Consider the following 17,388-nt stretch of genomic DNA (forward strand, 5'->3'; position numbering starts at 1 on the left):
TGCCGACCTCCTTCATGTGGTGTTCGTGGTGGCCGATGTTGTGGTGGCCGCGCGCCGGGCCCCCGCCGGCGCTCGCCGCGATGTGGCGGATGGACGAGCCGTCGTAGCCGCGCTCGGCGAAGATCTCGCGGGCGGCGGCCAGTATCGCCCCGCGTGTGTCCGGCTTGCCGGGCCGTCGGCCGCTGCGTCCCCGCACGAGCACCCCCGCTTTCCCGATCTTCCCGAGCGCTCTCCTGAATTTCCCGAGCGCCGGACGACTACGCCGTGCGCCTGCGCCGGACGACTGCGCTGTACGCCTGCGCTGTACGCCTGCGCCTACGCCGTGCGGCGGCGCAGGGTGCTCGCGGCCAGGACCAGGGCCAGGATCACGCACCCCATCACCACGCCGTAGCCGCGCCACAGCGCTCCCGTGGCGTTGATGTGCGCGCCCACCTCCTGGAGCGCCTCGACGCCGTGGGCGAGCGGCATCGCCGCGCTGACGCCCTCCAGCCAGCCCGCCATCTCGGGGCGCGGCACGAAGAGGCCGGACAGCAGGATCTGCGGCAGCACCACGATCGGCAGGAACTGCACGGCCTGGAACTCGGTACGGGCGAACGCGCTGCACAGCAGGCCCAGGCCGACGCCGAGCAGGGCGTTGCCGACCGCGATCAGCACCACGAGCGCGCCGTTGCCCGCCGTGTCGAGATCGAGCAGCCAGTACGCGACCGTGGTCGCCACGGTGGCCTGCACGGTGGCGGCCAGGCCGAAGGCGAGCCCGTAGGCGAAGAGCAGGTCCAGCTTGCCGAGCGGGGTGGTGAAGAGCCGCTCCAGCGTGCCGGAGGTGCGTTCCCGCAGCATGGCGATGCTGGTGACCAGGAACATCAGCAGGAAGGGGAAGACGCCGAGCATGATCAGCAGGACCCGGTCGAGGGCCGCGCTGTTCTTCTCGAACATGAAGTAGATGAGCGTGAGCAGCAGCAGCGGCGCGCCGATCAGCAGGCCCACCGAGCGCCGGTCGTGCCGGAGCTGCCCCAGGACGCGCGCCGTGGTGCTCAGTGTCAGTCGCAGCGACATCACGCCACCTCCGCCTTCTCCTGGACGAGGGTGAGGAACGCCCGGTCCAGATCGTCCGTGCCGGCCTTCTTCTTGATGGCGTCGGGGGTGTCGTCGGCGACGACGGCCCCCTCCCGGATGAGGATCAGCCGGTCGCAGCGGTTGGCCTCGTCCATGACGTGGCTGGAGACCACCAACGTGGTGCCGCCTGCCGCGAGTTGATGGAAGTGGGCCCACAGTTCCTCGCGGAGCACGGGGTCGAGGCCGACCGTGGGCTCGTCGAGGATGAGCAGTTCGGGGCGGGCGACCAGGGCGCAGGCGAGCGAGGCGCGGTTGTGCTGGCCGCCGGAGAGGGTGCGGACGATCTGGCCGGCCTGCTCCTGGAGCCCCACCTCTTTGATGGTCTCGTCCGCCTCGGCCGGGCCGAGGCCGTAGAAGCTGGCGAAGTAGCGGACGTTCTCACGGACCGTCATATCGGTGTAGACGCTCGGCGACTGGGTGAAGTAGCCGACCTTGCGGCGCAGCGACGGTGTGCCCGCCGCCTCGCCGAGCACGGTGACCCGCCCGGACTTCACCCGCTGCACGCCCACGATCGAGCGCATGAGGGTGGTCTTTCCGCTGCCGCTCGGCCCGAGCAGTCCGGTGATCCCGCCGTGCGGGATGCGTGCGCAGAGGCTGTGCAGCACTTCTTTCCCGCCGCGGGTCACCACGAGGTCCTGGACATCGATCGCGGTCTTCATGTGATCTCTCCTCGCAGGAAAACTCACCCAACGTTGAATTCAACAGTAGGTGAAAAAGTTCCGGGTGGGAAGTCCACGCGCACACACCGTCACTGCCTGCGCCGCAGCACCAGCGAGACGTTCTGGCCGCCGAAGGCGAACGAATTGCTGAGCCCCGCGAGCGCGCCCCCGGCCAGCGCCCCCGGCCCGCCCGTGACCACCGCGCGCACCACGTCCTGCGGGAGGGCGGGGTCGGGCTCGTCGAGGTTGGCGGTCGGCGGCGCCGCGCCGTGATGGAGCGTCAGCGCGGTGATCACCGCCTCCAACGCGCCCCCTGCGCCCAGCAGATGACCCGTCAGCGACTTCGTCGCCGTCACCGACGCGCCGCCGAGCCCCGGCCCCAGCACCTCGCGCAGCGCCGCCGCCTCCGCCGCGTCCCCCAGCGGCGTGCCGGTCGCGTGCGCGTTGACATGGGCGACCTCGCCGGGCTCCGCGCCCGCGTCGGCGAGCGCGCGCCGCATCGCGCGCACCGCGCCCGCGCCCGAGGGGTCGGGGTTGGCGATGTGGTACGTGTCCGCGGAGCGGCCCGCGCCCGCCAGCTCCGCGTAACCGCGCGCCCCGCGCCGCGCCGCGTGCCCGGCGGACTCCAGCACCATGACGGCCGCGCCCTCGCCGAGCACGAAGCCGTCGCGCCCCGCGTCGAAGGGGCGGCAGGCACCCTCGGGGTCGTCGTTGCGCCGGGACAGCGCGCGCATCGCCGCGAACCCCGCCACGATCACCGGGTGGATCATCGCGTCCGCGCCGCCCGCCAGCACCACGTCCGCCTGCCCGGACCGGATCAGCTCGCGCCCCCGCGCCAGCGCGTCCGCGCCCGACGCGCAGGCGGCGGCGGGCGCGTGCAGTTCCGCGGCGGCCCCGAACTCCAGGGCGATCCAGGCGGCGGGCCCGTTCGCCATGTACATCGGCAGGGTGAGCGGGGAGACCCGCTGCCAGCCGCGCTCCCGCAGCACGTCGTACTGGCCCAGCAGGTCTCCCGCCCCTCCCCCGCCCGAGGCGACCGCCACGGCGAACCGCTCGGGCGGCGGGTCCGGCGCCCCCGCGTCCGCCCACGCCTCGCGGGCGGCCAGCAGGGCGAGTTGCTGTACGCGCGAGAGCCGGCGCGTCTCATGGACCGCCAGCCGCTCGGCCGGCTCCACCGCCGCCGGCGCGGCGATCCGCACCGGCAGCCCCTCCGCCCACGCCTCCTCGACGCGGCGCACTCCGCCGACGCCCGCGAGAAGGCCCTTCCACATCGCCGGGGCGTCCCCGCCGACCGGGCCGGCCGCCCCGAGCCCGGTGACGATCACCTCGCGGTCGTCGGCGGCGGGGCGGCCTCCGGTCATGCTGTGATCCCCGCTCCCCGGATGTAGGCGACCAGGTCGCCCACGGTGCGCAGCCCTCGCATGTCCTCGTCCGGCACCTCGACGCCGAAGCGGTCCTGGGTGGTCATGCCGATCTCGTAGATGGACAGCGAGTCGACGTCCAGGTCGTCGACGAAGGACTTCTCCGGGGTGCTGCGCGCGGGCGCGATCCCGCAGATGTCGTGCAGCATCTCCGCGACGCCGGCCAGGATCTCCTGCTCGGTGTGTGCCATGGTGTGCGACCTCCTCAGTCGGTTGATGTGATGCACCGTCAAATGGCCTGCCAGCCAGGCGGCCTGTTACGACGTCAGTCCGGCGGCCCGCATCCGCGCGGCCACCGGCTCCGGTATGCCGTGCCGGGCGATGTCGGCCTCGGTGAGGGAGAGCGGGATGCTGTGCGGGTGGTGGAAGACGTCGCCGGGGTCGTAGCGGCGCTTGACCTCCATCAGCCGCGGCAGGTTCTCCTCGTAGTAGGCCCAGAGCCAGTTCTCCAGGGCCAGGTCGATGGTGTTGACGTACGCGGCGCCGGTGGTGTGCGGGGCCATCGCGTGGCGCAGCGCCTTGACCCAGGCGAGGTTCTTCCCGTCGTCCTCGGGCAGGTCCCAGTCGGTGCGGTACTCGAAGGCCATCAGACCCGTCCGGTGCACGAACGCCGTGTCGGTGCGCGCGGGGCGCGCGATGGCCCCGCCCATGCCATAGACGGCGACCTCGGCACGGTGGCTCGGCGGAGCGGTGAGGAACTCCTGGAGCGTGGCGATCGCGGCGTCGTCCGCCGGTTCGGCGACGATGGCCGAACTGCCCTGGGCCCGCACCTGTTCGGCCGCCACCGCATCGCCTTGGAGCGCCTCCACCGTGTCGACGGCCTGGATGAACGGCATCACCTCCACGACCTGGTCCTGCGGCGGCACGGCGGTCACCAGGGGCCGCATCAGCTCCTCGAACTCCGCGGCCGGACCGTCGTACACGCCGAACGCGGCCACCATGTCCTGCTCGCGCGGGAAGAGCGAGAGGAAGGTGTTGACCTTGTCGTCCGTGGACGCCAGCCAGCTCTGCCACGCCCGTACCGCCGGGGCGAACTGCTCCCAGCTCCAGCTGAACGTGAAGAGGGTGACCTCGTCGACCGGTGTGGTGCGCAGCGTGTAGGAGGTGACGATGCCGTAGCTGCCGCCGCCCCCGCCCCGGCAGGCCCAGAACAGGTCGGGGTGCTCGTTCTCGTCCACGGTGTGCGCCCGGCCCTCGGCGTCGACCAGTTCGAGGGCGGCGAGATGGTCGACGAGGGCACCGCGGGAGCGGGACAGGATGCCCATGCCGCCGCCCAGCACATGGCCGCCGATTCCGATCCGCGGGCAGGTGCCGGCCGGTACCGTCACGCCCGACCGCCACAACTCCCGGTAGATGTCACCGAGTCGGGCTCCGCCGCCGACGGTCGCCAGCGAGCGGTCCTCGCTGAGGGTGATGGAGTCGAGGCCGCCCAGGTCGATGATCGTCCCGCCCTCGACGCTGCTCAGCCCGGCCATGGAGTGGCCGCCCGAACGCACCCGGAACGGCACGCCGCGCTCCCGTACGCCGCGCAGCGCGTCCGCCACCGCCTCGGTGCTGTGACACACCATCACCTCGCGTGGACGGGAGGCGAAGCACGCGTTCCAGGTGCGGCTCGCGTCCTCGAACCCGGGGTCCCCCGGGGCGAGGACCGTACCGGCGAATCGTGCGGAGGTTGCCATGCGTACTCCTTTAGACGGTCGGTCGGAACGGGGCGGTACGGGCGTACGGCCGCGCAGACAATCAGCGGCCCCGCAGGACGCTCTTGATTCCGGCGCGGACCAGCGGGGCGATGTCCTTCGGGGCCCCGCGGACCGTCCACAGGGCGAGCCGGAGCAGGGTCACCGGGGTGATCCGCAGCGAGCGGACCGCGGGGTCGCCGAGCTTGAAGGCGGCGGGAACGAACTCCGCGTCGCGGACGGACCGGAAGATCCGCTCGCTCGCGGTACGGGCGTCCAGCTCACCGGCGGCGACCGCCGCGCACGTCGCGCCGGCCGCGGTGAAGAGCCGGTGGTAGCCCTCGTGCCCGGCGAAGACATGGCCTCGGTACGGCACCGTCTCCAGGGCGCGGAGCGCCGCGTCGCTGCCGGTCGCGCGGAGTTCGGTCAGGGCGGTGAGCATCGGGAACCCGCCGAAGCGGAAGCCGACTTCGAGGACGAAGAGCACGGCCCGCACCAGCGCCGGGTCGCGCAGCGACGCGTGCACCATGGCGGCCAGTTCGTCATTGGCCGCGAGGTGATCACACGTCAGCTCGCCGACGACAGCGAAGCGTTCGGCGGAGAAGTCGCCGTCGCGCACGGCGTCCAGCAGCCGTCGGGCGAGGACGTTCACGGTCTCCAGGGAGAGCCCCAGGCCCCGCGAGATGAAGGGGTCGACGTAGCCTGCCGCGTCCCCGATGAGGCACCACCGCTCCCCGGCCGTGCGGCGCGCCGCGTACTGGTTCCGCTCGGTCGAGAGCCACGGCCTCCCGGCGATCGCGTACGCGAACTGGTCTGCCAGTGTGGGGAATCGAGCGACGAAGGCCCGGAACTCCTCCTCCGCCGACAGCCCGCCCGTCCCCTCTCGCGCGGGAAACCGGCGGGCGTCCAGGGTCAGGCTGACGCTGAACAGCCCGCCGGTGGAGTCCGGGTGGTTGCCGAGCGGCAGCACCGCGAGGTACGCGCCGTCCGTGAGGTGGTGCATGCTGCCCCGGTGCCAGGGCGTCGGCGGACGGTAGGCCGCGGCCCGGTCGGCGACCACGTCGGCGAAAGGCCGTATCCGCGTCATATGGGTGGCGAGCGTACGGCTGGCCGTGGCGAGGCGTACGGGCTCCTCGCGCAGCCCCAGCCCGGACACCAGCGGCGAGTCGGGCCCGGAGGCGTCCACCAGGTAGCGGGCCCGGATCTCGGCGCCGTCCGAAAGCCGGACGACCGCGCCGTCCGGGCCGGCCGTCGCACCGCTGACCTTGGCTCCCTCACGTACGTCGGCGCCGCGGCCCCGCGCGCAGCGCAGCAGGTAGGCGTCGATGTCGGGGCGGTGGAAGTGCGGTTCGGGCGGCGCGCCCTTGGGCGGGCAGACCTGGAGCAGTTCGGCCGGGTCCTGGGGCCGCCCCTCCCGGTGGTAGACGAAGCTGTGGCAGTGCTCGGCGCCGACGGTGCGGGTGATGTGCGCGTGGATGTCCTTGACGGTCGCCGGCCGGGCCAGCTCCGGCGTCTTGTACCGCTCGGCCAGCACCCGGAAGAGCCCGGCGGCGTGCACGCCCATCTCGCCGGGCGGGAACGCGGGCGGCCGGCCGTCGTCGATGAGCGTGACGCGCGCGCCGCCCGCGGCGAGCACGGTCGCCAGGGTCGCCGCCGGCAGGGAGCCGCCGAGGACGGCGACGTCACGGAGGTCCCCGTCCTGAGGACGGCGCATCGCACGGTCGGGCGTGTCGGGCGTGTCGGGCGTGTTCATGACTACTCCGTCCTGGGGCGCGCGGGCGCGGTCCCGGAAGGTACGGGCTCAGCCGACGGTGCGGGCAGGAAGCCCGTACGCACCATCCAGCCGAAGTACGTGTCGAGGAGCGCGTCGTCGAGCGGCGGGCAGCCGATGCCGCTGCCGTCCAGCGCGCGCCGCAGGTTGTCCACCCGGTAGGTCATGGAGTCCTGGCCGGCGCGGACGATCTCGCTGATGGTGTCGATGAGCGGGTGCAGCGCGTTGTCCTCCAGACCCACCCCGGCGCGGAACTCCGCCACCCACTCGGGCCCCGGCCGCCGGCCCACCTGCCAGCCGCGACGCTGGAGGTAGCCGACCAGTTCGGCGAAGGTGATGCGCTCGGGGTTCAGGAGGTGGAAGTTCTGCCCGAACGCGGCCGTCTTCGAGGCGTGCACGAGAGCCCGGCCGACGTAGTCGGCGGGGGTCATCTCGACGAGCATGTCGAGCTCGGGCGCCGAGCCGAACTGGATGCAGCCCTTGATGACCGCGCAGGTGAAGCTGGTGGTGACGCACGCGCCGCGGCGCGAGTCGCCCATGATCTGGCCGAGCCGGTAGATGTTGACCGGCACCCCGCGCCCGCGCGCGGCGCACACCAGCCGCTCCGCCGCCCACTTGGTCTGGAGGTAGCCGTTGGGCAGCCGCCCGGCCCGGCCGAGGTCGTCGTCCTCGGCGAAGGTGGAGGTCAGATCCTCCGGCACGCCCCACACCCCGAACGTCGAGACGTGGCTCACGGGCGTCAGCGGCCCCCGGCAGGCGAGGCGCAGGACCTCCTGGGTGCCGCCGACGTTGGCGGCCCGCAGGTGCCGGTAGCTGTGGATGAAGTTGACGTTGGCGCCGTTGTGGTAGATCGCGTCGACGCGGTGCGCGAGCGCGTCGAACGCGTCCTCGCCGAGGCCGAGGAGCGGCTGGGACAGGTCGCCGGGCACCGCCACGATCCGCTTCTCGTCCCCGGGCCGCCAGTTCAGATAGCGCTCGGCCCCGGCGCGCAGCCGGGCCAGCCCGGCCTCCGGGTCGTCGGCGCGTACGAGGCAGTGGACGGTGGCCTTGGTGGAGCGCAGCAGTTCGTCCAGGAGGAACGCGCCGACGAAGCCGGTCGCCCCGGTGAGCAGGACGTCGGACGGGTCGCGCCAGGACTCGCCCGGCACGGTGTGCCCGTCGGCGGGCCGGATGTCCGGGTCCAGTACGGCGTCGGCGCGGAGCACGGCCGCGTCCGTCCAGTCGGGTGCGGCGGCCGGGGCGGTGCGCCCGGCCGCGCCGGGCAGCCCGTGGTCCGCCTCCGCGCGCTCGGTGATCAGCGCGGACCAGTCGGCGACGGTGGGCCGCTCGAAGAGTTCGCGCGGGGAGAGGGCGAGCCCCAGCTCGGTCTTGCAGGCGGTGACCACCTGCATCACCATCAGCGAGTCCGCGCCGAGTTCGAGCAGGTCGGCGTCGGCGGCGATCTCCTCGGCGGGCGTCCACAGCATGGCGGCGAGGAGTTCCAGCAGCCGGTCGGCGACGATGCCGGTCCGGGCGTCCGGGGCGGCTTCGGCGAGCCGGGCCAGGAGGGCCGGGTCGGCGTCGGCTGTCTCGGCAGCGGGCTGGGCGGTACGTTCCGTAGGCGCCGCCGCCCGCTCCTGGAACCAGTAGCGCTGCCGCTGGAACGCGTACGTGGGGAGGTCCACCTGGGCGGCCGGCGGCTCGGCCCTGGCGTGGACCGCCTGCCAGTCCACCGGGGCCCCGAGCACGTACAGACCGCCGAGCGCCGTACGGATCTGCTCGGCGTCGTCGGCGGTGCGGCGCAGCGAGGCGAGCCAGGTGCGGTCCGGGCCGGGGAGGGCCGTGGCGCCGAGGCCGAGCAGCGTGCGGCCGGGCCCGGCCTCCAGGAAGGCCATGAACCCGAGCCGGTCCAGGGCGCGCAGCCCGTCGGCGAACCGGACGGTCCTACGGGCGTGCCGACACCAGTAGTCGGGGTCGGCGAGGGTGTCGGGGCCGACCGCCTCGCCGGTGAGGTTGGAGATGACGGGGATGCGCGGCGCGGTGCAGCTGATCCGTGCGGCGGTCGCGCGCAGCTCGGCCAGCGACGGTTCGACCAGGGGCGAGTGGAAGGCGTGCGAGACGCGCAGCCGCCTGGTCCGCACCCCGCGCCCGGCGAGCCGGGCCGCGACGCGGTCGACGGCGTCGGCGGCGCCCGACAGCACGCACTCGCGCTCGCCGTTGACGGCGGCCAGCTCGATGGGACCGCCGTCGTTCTCGGCCTCCTGGGCCGCCTCGGCCTCGGTCAGCGGCACGGCGATCATCGCGCCCGGCTCGCAGAGCCGCTGCATCAGCGCGGCGCGCGCGGTGACCAGCGTGAGGGCGTCCTCCAGCCCGAACACCCCGGCCACGCAGGCGGCGACGTACTCCCCGACGCTGTGCCCCAGTACGGCGCCGGGCCGGATGCCCCAGGAGTGCCAGAGCCGGGACAGCGCGTACTCGACGGCGAACAGCGCGGGCTGGGTGTACGCGGTGCGGTCCAGCAGCGCCGTGTCCTGCGCGTCGCCGTACAGCACGTCCAGCAGGGGCCGGTCGATGCGGTCGCGCAGCAGCGCGTCGCACTCGTCGAGCGCGGCCCGGAAGGCGGGTTCCGTGGCGTAGAGGCCGCGCCCCATGCCGGGATACTGGCTGCCCTGGCCGGTGAAGAGGAACGCTGCTTTCGCCCGCCGACGGGGAGCGGCCCGGCCGCTGACGACTCCCGGAGCGTCCTGCCCTTCGGTGAACTGGCCCAGCTTTGCGCGTAATTCCTTTTCTGAAGAGGCGACCAGCGAGAGACGGTGCGGAAGTTGAGCCCTTCCCAAGGCCGACGTTCGGCTCATGTCGGCGAGCGGACGGCCGCTGCCGCCTGTCGTAGCACCCACGGCCGTAGCACCCACGGCCGCAGGCCCCTCGGCGGGCAGGCCGAGGCAGGCGGCATAGCGGTCGGCGAGGTCGGAGAGGGCCGTGCGGGACGCCGCGGACAGGACCAGGAGTTCGTGCGAGCGGCGGGCCGACGCCTGGTCCGGCGGGGCGGGTTCGGCCGCGGGCGGCGGCGGTGCCTCGCCCAGGATCAGGTGCACGTTGGTGCCGCTGACGCCGAAGGAACTGACGCCCGCGTAGCGGCCGTCAGGGGAGGCGGGCCAGGGAGTGGGGGCGGTGGGCACGGTGAGGTGGAGACGGTCCCAGTCCACGTTGGGGTTGGGCGTGTCGAAGTGGAGGCTGGGCGGTATCCGTCCGTGCTGGAGGGCGAGCGCGAGCTTCATCAGCCCGGCGACCCCGGCGGCGGACTCCAGATGCCCCACGTTGGTCTTCACCGAGCCGACGTACACGCGCTGCTCCGCCGGACGCCCCGGCCCCAACACCGCTTCCAGGGCACGGAGTTCGATGGGGTCGCCGAGGAGCGTGCCCGTGCCGTGCGCCTCGACGTACCCGATCCGCGCGGGAGCCACCCCGGCGTCGGCGAGGGCCGCCCGTATCACCTCCTGCTGCGCCTGGCCGCTGGGCACCGAGATGCCGCTGGAGCGCCCGTCGTGGTTGACGGCGCTGCCGTGGATGACGGCCAGCACCGGGTCGCCGTCCGCGAGCGCGTCCGCCAGCCGCTTCAGCACGACGACGCCGCACCCCTCGCCGCGCGCGTAGCCGTCGGCCGAGGCGTCGAACGCCTTGGAGCGCCCGTCGGGCGCGAGCGCCCCCGCCTTGCTGACCAGCACGAACCCGTACGGCGTCAGCATCAGGTTCACCCCGCCCGCGAGCGCGAGGTCGCACTCGCCGCGCCGCAGGCTCTGGCACGCGAGGTGGGCGGCGAGCAGCGAGGAGGAGCAGGCCGTGTCGACGACGTGCGCGGGGCCGCGCAGCCCGAAGTGGTAGGCGACCCGCCCGGCGAGGAACGCGGGCTCGGCCATCAGCTGGTACGCGTCCACGTCCTCCGCGTCGCTCAGCTGCTGGCGCATCCGCGCGTAGTCGCTGGTACTGGCGCCGAGGAAGACTCCGGTGGCGCTGCCTTCCAGGCGGTCGGGGGCGATGTGCGCGCGCTCCAGCGCCTCCCAGACCACCTCCAGCGTGATCCGCTGCTGCGGGTCCATCGCCGCGGCCTCGGCCGGGGAGATGCCGAAGAGTTCGGCGTCGAAGGCGTCGGGCCGGTCGATGAACCCGCCCTCCACGCAGTACGCCTTGCCGGGCGCGTCCGGGTCCGGGTCGTACACGGCGTCCGCGTCGCCCCGCTCCGCCGGGAAGCGGCCCACGGTGTCGACGCCGTCGCCGAGCACCCGCCAGAACGCCTCCGGGGAGTCGGCGCCGCCGGGGAAGCGGCAGCCCATGCCGACGATCGCGACGGGCCCGTCCGTCTGCTGGTACTGCTCCAGCCTGGTCCGCAGCTGCGCGATCCGGTCGAGGGCGTGGGCGAGCCTGGCCCGGTCGTCCAAGGGCTTGGTCCCGGCCCCGCTCCTGACTCCGTCCCTGACTCCGTCCCTGGCTCCGTTCCTGGCTCCGTCCCTGCTCCTGTCCCTTTCGGTCATTGCTCCGCCTCTCCGCGGTACGTGATGTCGGTACGGGTCCGGGCCGGGCTCCCGATGCCGAGGGCGTCGACCCCGGCCATCTCGCGCTCGAAGCGGGCCGCGAGGTCGTCGCCGGCGCCCGGCTCCTCGTCGGGGGCTGTATCCGTGGTGGGTACGTCCGTGGTGGGTACGTCCGTGGTGGGTACGTCCGTAGCCAGTACGTCCGTGGCGAGATATCCGGCGAGGGCCTCGGCGTTGGGGTATTCGAAGATCAGGGTGTTGGGCAGCGAGCAGGCGAAGCGCCGCTGGAGGCGGAGCTTCATCTCCATCGAGGTGACCGAGTTCATGCCCAGGTCGAAGAAGCCCTGCCGGGGGTCCAGGTCGTCGTCGGAGTCGGCGCCGAGCGCCACGGCCGTCTCGGCCAGCACATGGTCCACGAGGGCGTCGCGGCGCTGCTCGGGGTCCAGCGCGGCCAGTTCCCGGCGCAGGGCGGCGGCTTCGGCGGATTCCTCCGCGTCCGCGCCGACGGTGCCGGTCTCGGTGTCGGCTGTCGCCGTGCCCGTGCCCGTACCCGTACCGTCCTGCGGCGCGGCCCCGGCCCCCGCCCCCAGCCAGTAGCTCTTGCGCTGCCACGGATAGGCGGGGGTGTCGGTCAGCCGCCCGCCCGTCGGGTACATACCGTCCCAGTCGACGGGGCAGCCGTGCGCGTGCAGGGCGCCGAGCGAGTCGAGCATGACGGCGAAGTCGTCGCCGTCCCGGCGCAGGGACGGCACGAGGACGCCGTCCCGCACGCCGAGGTCGCGCAGGTCCTGTTCGATGAAGGCGAGCAGCAGCGGGTGGGGCGAGATCTCGACGAACGTGTCGAAGCCGTCGGCCGCCATGGCGCGGACGGCGGTGGAGAACCGTACGCGGTCGCGCAAGTTACGGCCCCAGTAGGCGGCGTCGAACGCCTCGCCGTCGAGCGGACCACCGGTCACGGAGGAGTAGCAGGGCAGTCCGCCGCGGGCGGGCCGGAGCCAGGAGAGGCGGTCGGTCAGCTCGCGGTCGAGGGGTTCGACGAGCGGGCAGTGCCCGGCGCCCGCGGCGTCGACGCGGCGCGCGAAGACCCGGCGCTTCTTGAGCGCGGCCAGCACCTCGTCGAGCGCGTCCTTGTCGCCGGAGAGCACCGTGCTGCGGGCGCTGTTGGCGAGCGCCACCCACAGCCGGTCCTCGTACCCGGCGTCGGCGAGCGCCTCCTCGGCCTCGTCGGCCGGCAGCCCGACGACGCCCATGGCACCGTTGCCGACCAGCCGTTCCTGGACGGCGGCACGTTCGTGGATGAGCCGCGCCGCGTCCTCGATCCCCAGCGCCCCGGCCGCCTGGGCCGCCGCCACCTCGCCCATGCTGTGCCCGAGGACCGCGGCGGGCCGTATCCCGAGCGCCTGCCAGCGCCGGGCGAGCGCGGTCTGCACGGTGAAGATCAGCTCCTGCTGACGCGGCCCCGAGGGCGTCTCCGCGCCGCGCTCCAGATGGTCGAGGACCGACCACCCCGCATACGGGCCCAGATGCGCGTCGCACCAGGCCACGGCCTCCCGGAAGGCGGGGTCCTGGCGCAGCAGGGTCCGCCCCATGCCCGGCCACTGCGACCCGTGCCCGGAGAACACGAACGCCACCTTCCGCTCGGCGGCGCCGTCCGCCCGGCCCATGGCGACACCGGGTCCCCCGTCGCCGCGCTCGAACGCGGCGAGCCGCCCCGCGAGCTCGGTGCGGGTCCGGCCGACGACGGTGAGGCGGTGGGTGTGGTGAGCCCGGCGGGTACTCGCGGTGAAGCACAGGTCATGCAGCGGGACGCCGGTCGCTGTGGCGTTCTCGTCGGAGGCAGGCGCAGTGAGGAGCTGCCGGTAGTCGGCCGCCCGCGCGGTCAGTGCCTTCGCGTCCGACGCGGACAGCGGGAGCAGATACGGCCGCCCACTGCCGACGGTCTGCCTCTCGTCCGTGGTCGCCGGCGCGCGCCCCAGCACCACATGCGCGTTGGTCCCGCTGAACCCGAAGGCGCTCACGCCCGCCGCCCGCCGCTCCGGCGGCCACGGCATCGCGCTCGTCGGCACGTCGAAGGGGAGGTCCCGCCAGGGGATGTCGAGGCTGGGCTCCTTGAAGTGGAGATGCGGCGGTATCTCGCCGTTGTCGAGGATCAGTACGGTCTTGATGAGGCCGGCGATGCCGGAGGCGGCTTCCAGGTGGCCGAAGTTGGTCTTCACCGAGCCGACGGCGACCCGCCGCCCCTCGCGCGGCCCGCCCAGCGCCGCGCCGAGCGCCTGGAGTTCGATGGGGTCGCCGAGCGGCGTGCCGGTGCCGTGGGCCTCGACGTACCCGATCTCGGCGGGCGCGACCCCGGCGTCGGCGAGCGCGTCGCGCACCAGGGTCTCCTGGGCGGGGCCGTTGGGGACGGTGAGGCCGCTGCTCGGACCGTCCTGGTTGACGGCCGAGCCGAGGACGGTCGCCAGTACCCGGTCGCCGTCGGCGAGGGCCTTGGCGAGCGGCTTGAGCACGGCCACCCCGCAGCCCTCCCCCCGGTTGTAGCCGTCGGCGGCCGCGTCGAAGGTCTTGCACCGCCCGTCGGCGGCCAGCGCACCGGCCGCTCGGCTCGCGCGGTGGATGGTGGGCCGCAGAATGGCGTTGACGCCGCCGACGACCGCGATCTCGCTCTCCCCGCTGCGCAGGCTACGCACCGCGAGATGCACCGCGACCAGCGACGACGAGCACGCGGTGTCCACGGCCAGGCTGGGGCCGTGCACGCCGAGGAAGAAGGAGAGCCGGCCGGCGGTGGAGCAGAAGGAGTTGCCCGTGCCGAAGAACGCGTCGACGTTCTCCGGGGCGTTGGCGATGAGTTCGGCGTAGTCGTGGGAGTTCATGCCGACGAACACCCCGGTCCTTGTGTCGGCCAGCCGCTCCGGGGTCTGCCCCGCGTGTTCCAGCGCCTCCCAGGCCACCTCCAGGAACATCCGCTGCTGCGGGTCCATGACTTTCGCCTCGCGCGGCGCGATCCGGAAGAACCGGGGGTCGAACCGGTCCACGCCGTCCAGCCACGCGCCCAGCCACCGGCTCCCGTCGTCGAAGCGGCCCGGCGGCGACATGTCGATGGCGTCGGTCCCCTCGCGCAGCATCCGCCAGTAGCCGTCGGGACCGTCGCCCCCGCCGGGGAATCGGCAGCCGATGCCGACGACCGCGATGGGCTCGGGCCCTTGCGGTGAGAGCCCTTGCGGCGCGGACTCTTTCGGCGCGGACTCTTGCGGTGCGGGCCGAGGGGCTTGGGAAGGCGCGGCGTCCGCGTTCTCCGCTACGTCCCGGCGCTCCCACAGGTAGGCGGCCAGGCGCTCCACGGTCGGGTGGTCGAACGCCACCGTGGCGGGCAGCGGCCCGAACCTGGCCTGGAGCGCCGTACGGAGCTCCAGCGAGGTGAGGGAGTCCATGCCCATGTCGGCGAAGCCCTGGCGCCGCCGGATCGTGCCGGGCTCGTGCCCGAGCACCTCGGCCGCCGCCCCGGCCACGAGGTCGGCCACCTCGCTCCGCTCGCCCGGGAAGCCGGGGGCTGAGGCTCGTACGACGGAGGCGCGGGGTTCAGCGACGGGCTCCGGCTCCCGCTCCGGCGTCATCTCGGGCTCGGCCGCCTCCTTGATCCAGTAACTCCCCCGCTGCCACGGATAGGAAGGCAGCTTCACCGGACGGCCGTCCCCGGGCGGCACCGCCTCCCAGCGGACCGCGGCCCCCGCCGCGTACAGCGCGCCCAGCGAGGTCAGCAGCGTCTGCGGCGCGGGAACGGCCCGGCGCAGCGACGGCACGACCAGCACGTCGTCCGCGCCGCGGTCCTCGCAGGCGTGGGTGAGGGGCAGGGCCAGCACCGGGTGCGGGCCGAGTTCCAGGAACGTGCGGTGGCCCTGGTCCAGCAGCGTGCCGACGGCTTCGGCGAAGCGGACCGGCTCGCGGATGTTGCGTACCCAGTGCGCGATGTCGAAGAGCTGCCCGTCGCCGTCCCCCGCGGGGGTGGTCGTGGCCACGGGCACCGCGGGCGGCGCGGCCCGGAGCCCGTGCAGGAGCTCGGCCAGCCGGTCCTGGTAGGGCTCCATGTACGGGCTGTGGAAGGGGTAGTCGCCGGGCAGCGGCCGGCAGCCGACGCCCCGGTCCGCGAGGTCGGCGAGCAGCCGCCCGACCGCCGCCGCGTCGCCGGAGACCACGGTCGTACGGGAGCTGTTGGCGGCGGCCGGCCAGATCTGCCCGGCGTACGGGGCGAGGGCGCGCCGCGTCTCGTCCTCGGAGAGGTCGAGTACGGCCATCCGGCCGCGCCCGGCCGATGCGGCGAGCAGCCGGCCGCGGTGTACGGCGACCCGTACGGCGTCGTCGAGGGTGAGCGCGCCCGCCACGTGCGCGGCGGCGATCTCGCCCATGCTGTGTCCTACGACGGCTGTGGGTTCGATGCCCCAGGAGCGCCAGAGCGCGGCGAGCGCCACCTGCACGGCGAAGATCACGGGCTGCGCGTACTCGGTGCGGTGCAGCCGGGACTCGTCCTCGGGCCTGGCGGTCTCCTCCTTCGGCGACCAGCCCGCGTGTTCCAGGACGAGTGCGTCGACGGAGTCGAGGGTGTCACGGAAGGCGTCATGCCCGCTGTCGCTGCCGCGATCACCGTCGCCCGCGAGCAGTTCGCGGGCCATGCCCGGCCATTGGGCGCCCTGCCCGGAGAAGGCGAAGACGACGCCCGGCCCCTCCGCTCCGTCGCTCTCCAGGTCGCGGCCGCCGGTGCTGAGTCCCTGCGGCGCCCCGCCGTCGAGAAACGCCCCGAGCTTGGCGGCGAGTTCGTCCGCGCTGCCGCCGATGACGGCGAGGCGGTGCTCGGCGTGGTGGGCGCGGCGCGCGCCCGCGGTGTGGGCGACGTCCCGCGGCGCGGGCGCCCCGGCCCCGGTCAGCCGGTCGCGGTAGGCGCGCGCGAGGTCGGTGAGCGCGGCGCCGTCGCGGGCGGAGAGAGGCAGGAGGACCGGTCCGGACGGTTGCGAGGTACGGGCGTGGACCGCCCCCGGCGTACGGACGTCGGCGCGCGGCGGCGCGGCCTCGATGATCACGTGTGCGTTGGTGCCGCTGAGGCCGAACGCGCTGACCCCGGCCAGCCGCGCCCGTCCGTCTCCGGTGTCCGGCAACGGCGTCAGTTCGGTGGCGACGTCCACCGGCCAGTCCCAGCGGATGCGCGGGTTGCGCTCGCGTACGTGGATGGTGGCGGGGATCTGCCGGTGCCGGAGGATCAGGGCGGCCTTGAGCAGCCCCGCGACACCCGCGGCGGCGTCCATGTGGCCGAAGTTGCTCTTCAGGGAGCCCACGGAGAGCGGGCGGTCCTCGGGGCGGCCGGCGCCCAGTACGGTGCGCAGCGCGCCCATTTCGATGGGGTCCCCCAGCGGGGTGCCGGTGCCGTGGGCCTCCACGTAGTCGATGTCGGCGGGCGCTACGCCCGCCGCGGCGAGGGCGTCGGACAGCAGCCGCTGCTGGGCCGCGCCGCTGGGCACGGTGAGCCCGGCGCTGGCGCCGTCGTGGTTGACGGCGGTGCCGCGGATGACGGCGAGGATGTCGTCGCCGGAGGCGAGGGCGTCGGAGAGCCGCTTGAGTACGACGATGCCGCATCCCTCGCCTCGTACGATGCCGTCCGCCGAGGCGTCGAAGGGTTTGCAGCGCCCGTCGCGGGACATGGCGCGGACCTTGCACAGGAAGATGCTGAGTTCCGGGGAGAGGATCAGGTTGACGCCGCCCGCGAGGGCGATGTCGGCCTCTCCGGAGCGCAGGCTCTGGCAGGCGAGGTGGACGGCGACGAGCGAGGACGAGCAGGCGGTGTTGACGGACATGCTGGGGCCCTGGAGCCCGAGCACGTGGGAGAGGCGGCCGGGGCCGAAGCTGAATTCGCGCCCGCTGGCGTACCAGGCGCCGATGCCGGCGAGTCCGGCCTGGCGGGCGTGCAGCAGGGTGTAGTCCATGCCGATGACGCCGGTGAAGACGGCGGCCCTGGTGCCGGCCAGGGCGGTGGGCGACTGGCCGGCGTCCTCCAGGGCCTCCCAGGCGACCTCCAGCAGCAGCCGCTGCTGGGGGTCCATCTCGTGGGCCTCGCGGGGCGCGATGCCGAAGAACGCCGGGTCGAACCGGTCGACGCCGTCGAGGAAGGAGCCCCACCGGCTGTACATGGCGCCGCGCCGGTGCGGGTCCGTGGAGTAGTAGCGGTCCAACTCCCAGCGGTCCGGGGGGACGTCCACG

General features: G+C 74.0%; 9 protein-coding genes. All 9 read right to left on the minus strand.

All coding sequences use genetic code 11. The features are described 5' to 3' along the window. The coding region (locus tag ACFU99_RS09410) for a TetR family transcriptional regulator (protein ID WP_384388190.1) at positions 1-196 on the minus strand (196 nt) is incomplete at its 3' end. Between the two features lie 119 nt (positions 197-315). Beyond that, positions 316-1,053 (minus strand): ABC transporter permease, encoded by a 738-nt coding sequence (locus tag ACFU99_RS09415; protein ID WP_384388192.1) that lies wholly within the window; start codon positions 1,051-1,053, stop codon positions 316-318. Then, on the minus strand, positions 1,053-1,772 hold the full coding sequence (locus ACFU99_RS09420) for an ABC transporter ATP-binding protein (protein WP_384388195.1): 720 nt from the start codon (positions 1,770-1,772) through the stop codon (positions 1,053-1,055). Before ACFU99_RS09420 ends, ACFU99_RS09415 begins: the two co-directional genes overlap by 1 nt. Before the next feature lie 89 nt (positions 1,773-1,861). After that, positions 1,862-3,133, minus strand: a complete 1,272-nt coding sequence (locus tag ACFU99_RS09425; RefSeq protein WP_384388198.1) for a beta-ketoacyl-[acyl-carrier-protein] synthase family protein — start codon at positions 3,131-3,133, stop codon at positions 1,862-1,864. Next, positions 3,130-3,384 (minus strand): acyl carrier protein, encoded by a 255-nt coding sequence (locus ACFU99_RS09430; RefSeq protein WP_384388201.1) that lies wholly within the window; start codon positions 3,382-3,384, stop codon positions 3,130-3,132. The genes ACFU99_RS09425 and ACFU99_RS09430 overlap by 4 nt, the downstream gene beginning before the upstream one ends. Before the next feature lie 66 nt (positions 3,385-3,450). After that, a complete protein-coding gene (locus tag ACFU99_RS09435; protein WP_384388204.1) occupies positions 3,451-4,872 on the minus strand; it encodes an FAD-binding oxidoreductase in 1,422 nt (473 codons plus the stop codon). Positions 4,873-4,933: 61 nt separating this feature from the next. Further along, positions 4,934-6,622 (minus strand): NAD(P)/FAD-dependent oxidoreductase, encoded by a 1,689-nt coding sequence (locus tag ACFU99_RS09440; protein WP_384388207.1) that lies wholly within the window; start codon positions 6,620-6,622, stop codon positions 4,934-4,936. Positions 6,623-6,624: 2 nt separating this feature from the next. After that, positions 6,625-11,055 carry a thioester reductase domain-containing protein gene (locus tag ACFU99_RS09445; protein WP_384388210.1) on the minus strand — a complete coding sequence of 1,477 codons (4,431 nt, stop codon included), beginning with the start codon at positions 11,053-11,055 and terminating at the stop codon, positions 6,625-6,627. Positions 11,056-11,144: 89 nt separating this feature from the next. Then, positions 11,145-17,387 carry a type I polyketide synthase gene (locus ACFU99_RS09450; RefSeq protein WP_384388213.1) on the minus strand — a complete coding sequence of 2,081 codons (6,243 nt, stop codon included), beginning with the start codon at positions 17,385-17,387 and terminating at the stop codon, positions 11,145-11,147. Position 17,388: the final 1 nt, after the last annotated feature.

The organism is Streptomyces sp. NPDC057654, assembly GCF_042800135.1.
In the GTDB taxonomy this organism is placed as follows: Bacteria; Actinomycetota; Actinomycetes; order Streptomycetales; family Streptomycetaceae; genus Streptomyces.

Coding starts and splice junctions, on each gene's coding strand:
- ACFU99_RS09435 (WP_384388204.1), bottom strand. CDS start 4,872: ATGGCAACCTCCGCACGATTCGCCGGTACGGTCCTCGCCCCGGGGGAC.
- ACFU99_RS09430 (WP_384388201.1), bottom strand. CDS start 3,384: ATGGCACACACCGAGCAGGAGATCCTGGCCGGCGTCGCGGAGATGCTG.
- ACFU99_RS09425 (WP_384388198.1), bottom strand. CDS start 3,133: ATGACCGGAGGCCGCCCCGCCGCCGACGACCGCGAGGTGATCGTCACC.
- ACFU99_RS09415 (WP_384388192.1), bottom strand. CDS start 1,053: ATGTCGCTGCGACTGACACTGAGCACCACGGCGCGCGTCCTGGGGCAG.
- ACFU99_RS09420 (WP_384388195.1), bottom strand. CDS start 1,772: ATGAAGACCGCGATCGATGTCCAGGACCTCGTGGTGACCCGCGGCGGG.
- ACFU99_RS09440 (WP_384388207.1), bottom strand. CDS start 6,622: ATGAACACGCCCGACACGCCCGACACGCCCGACCGTGCGATGCGCCGT.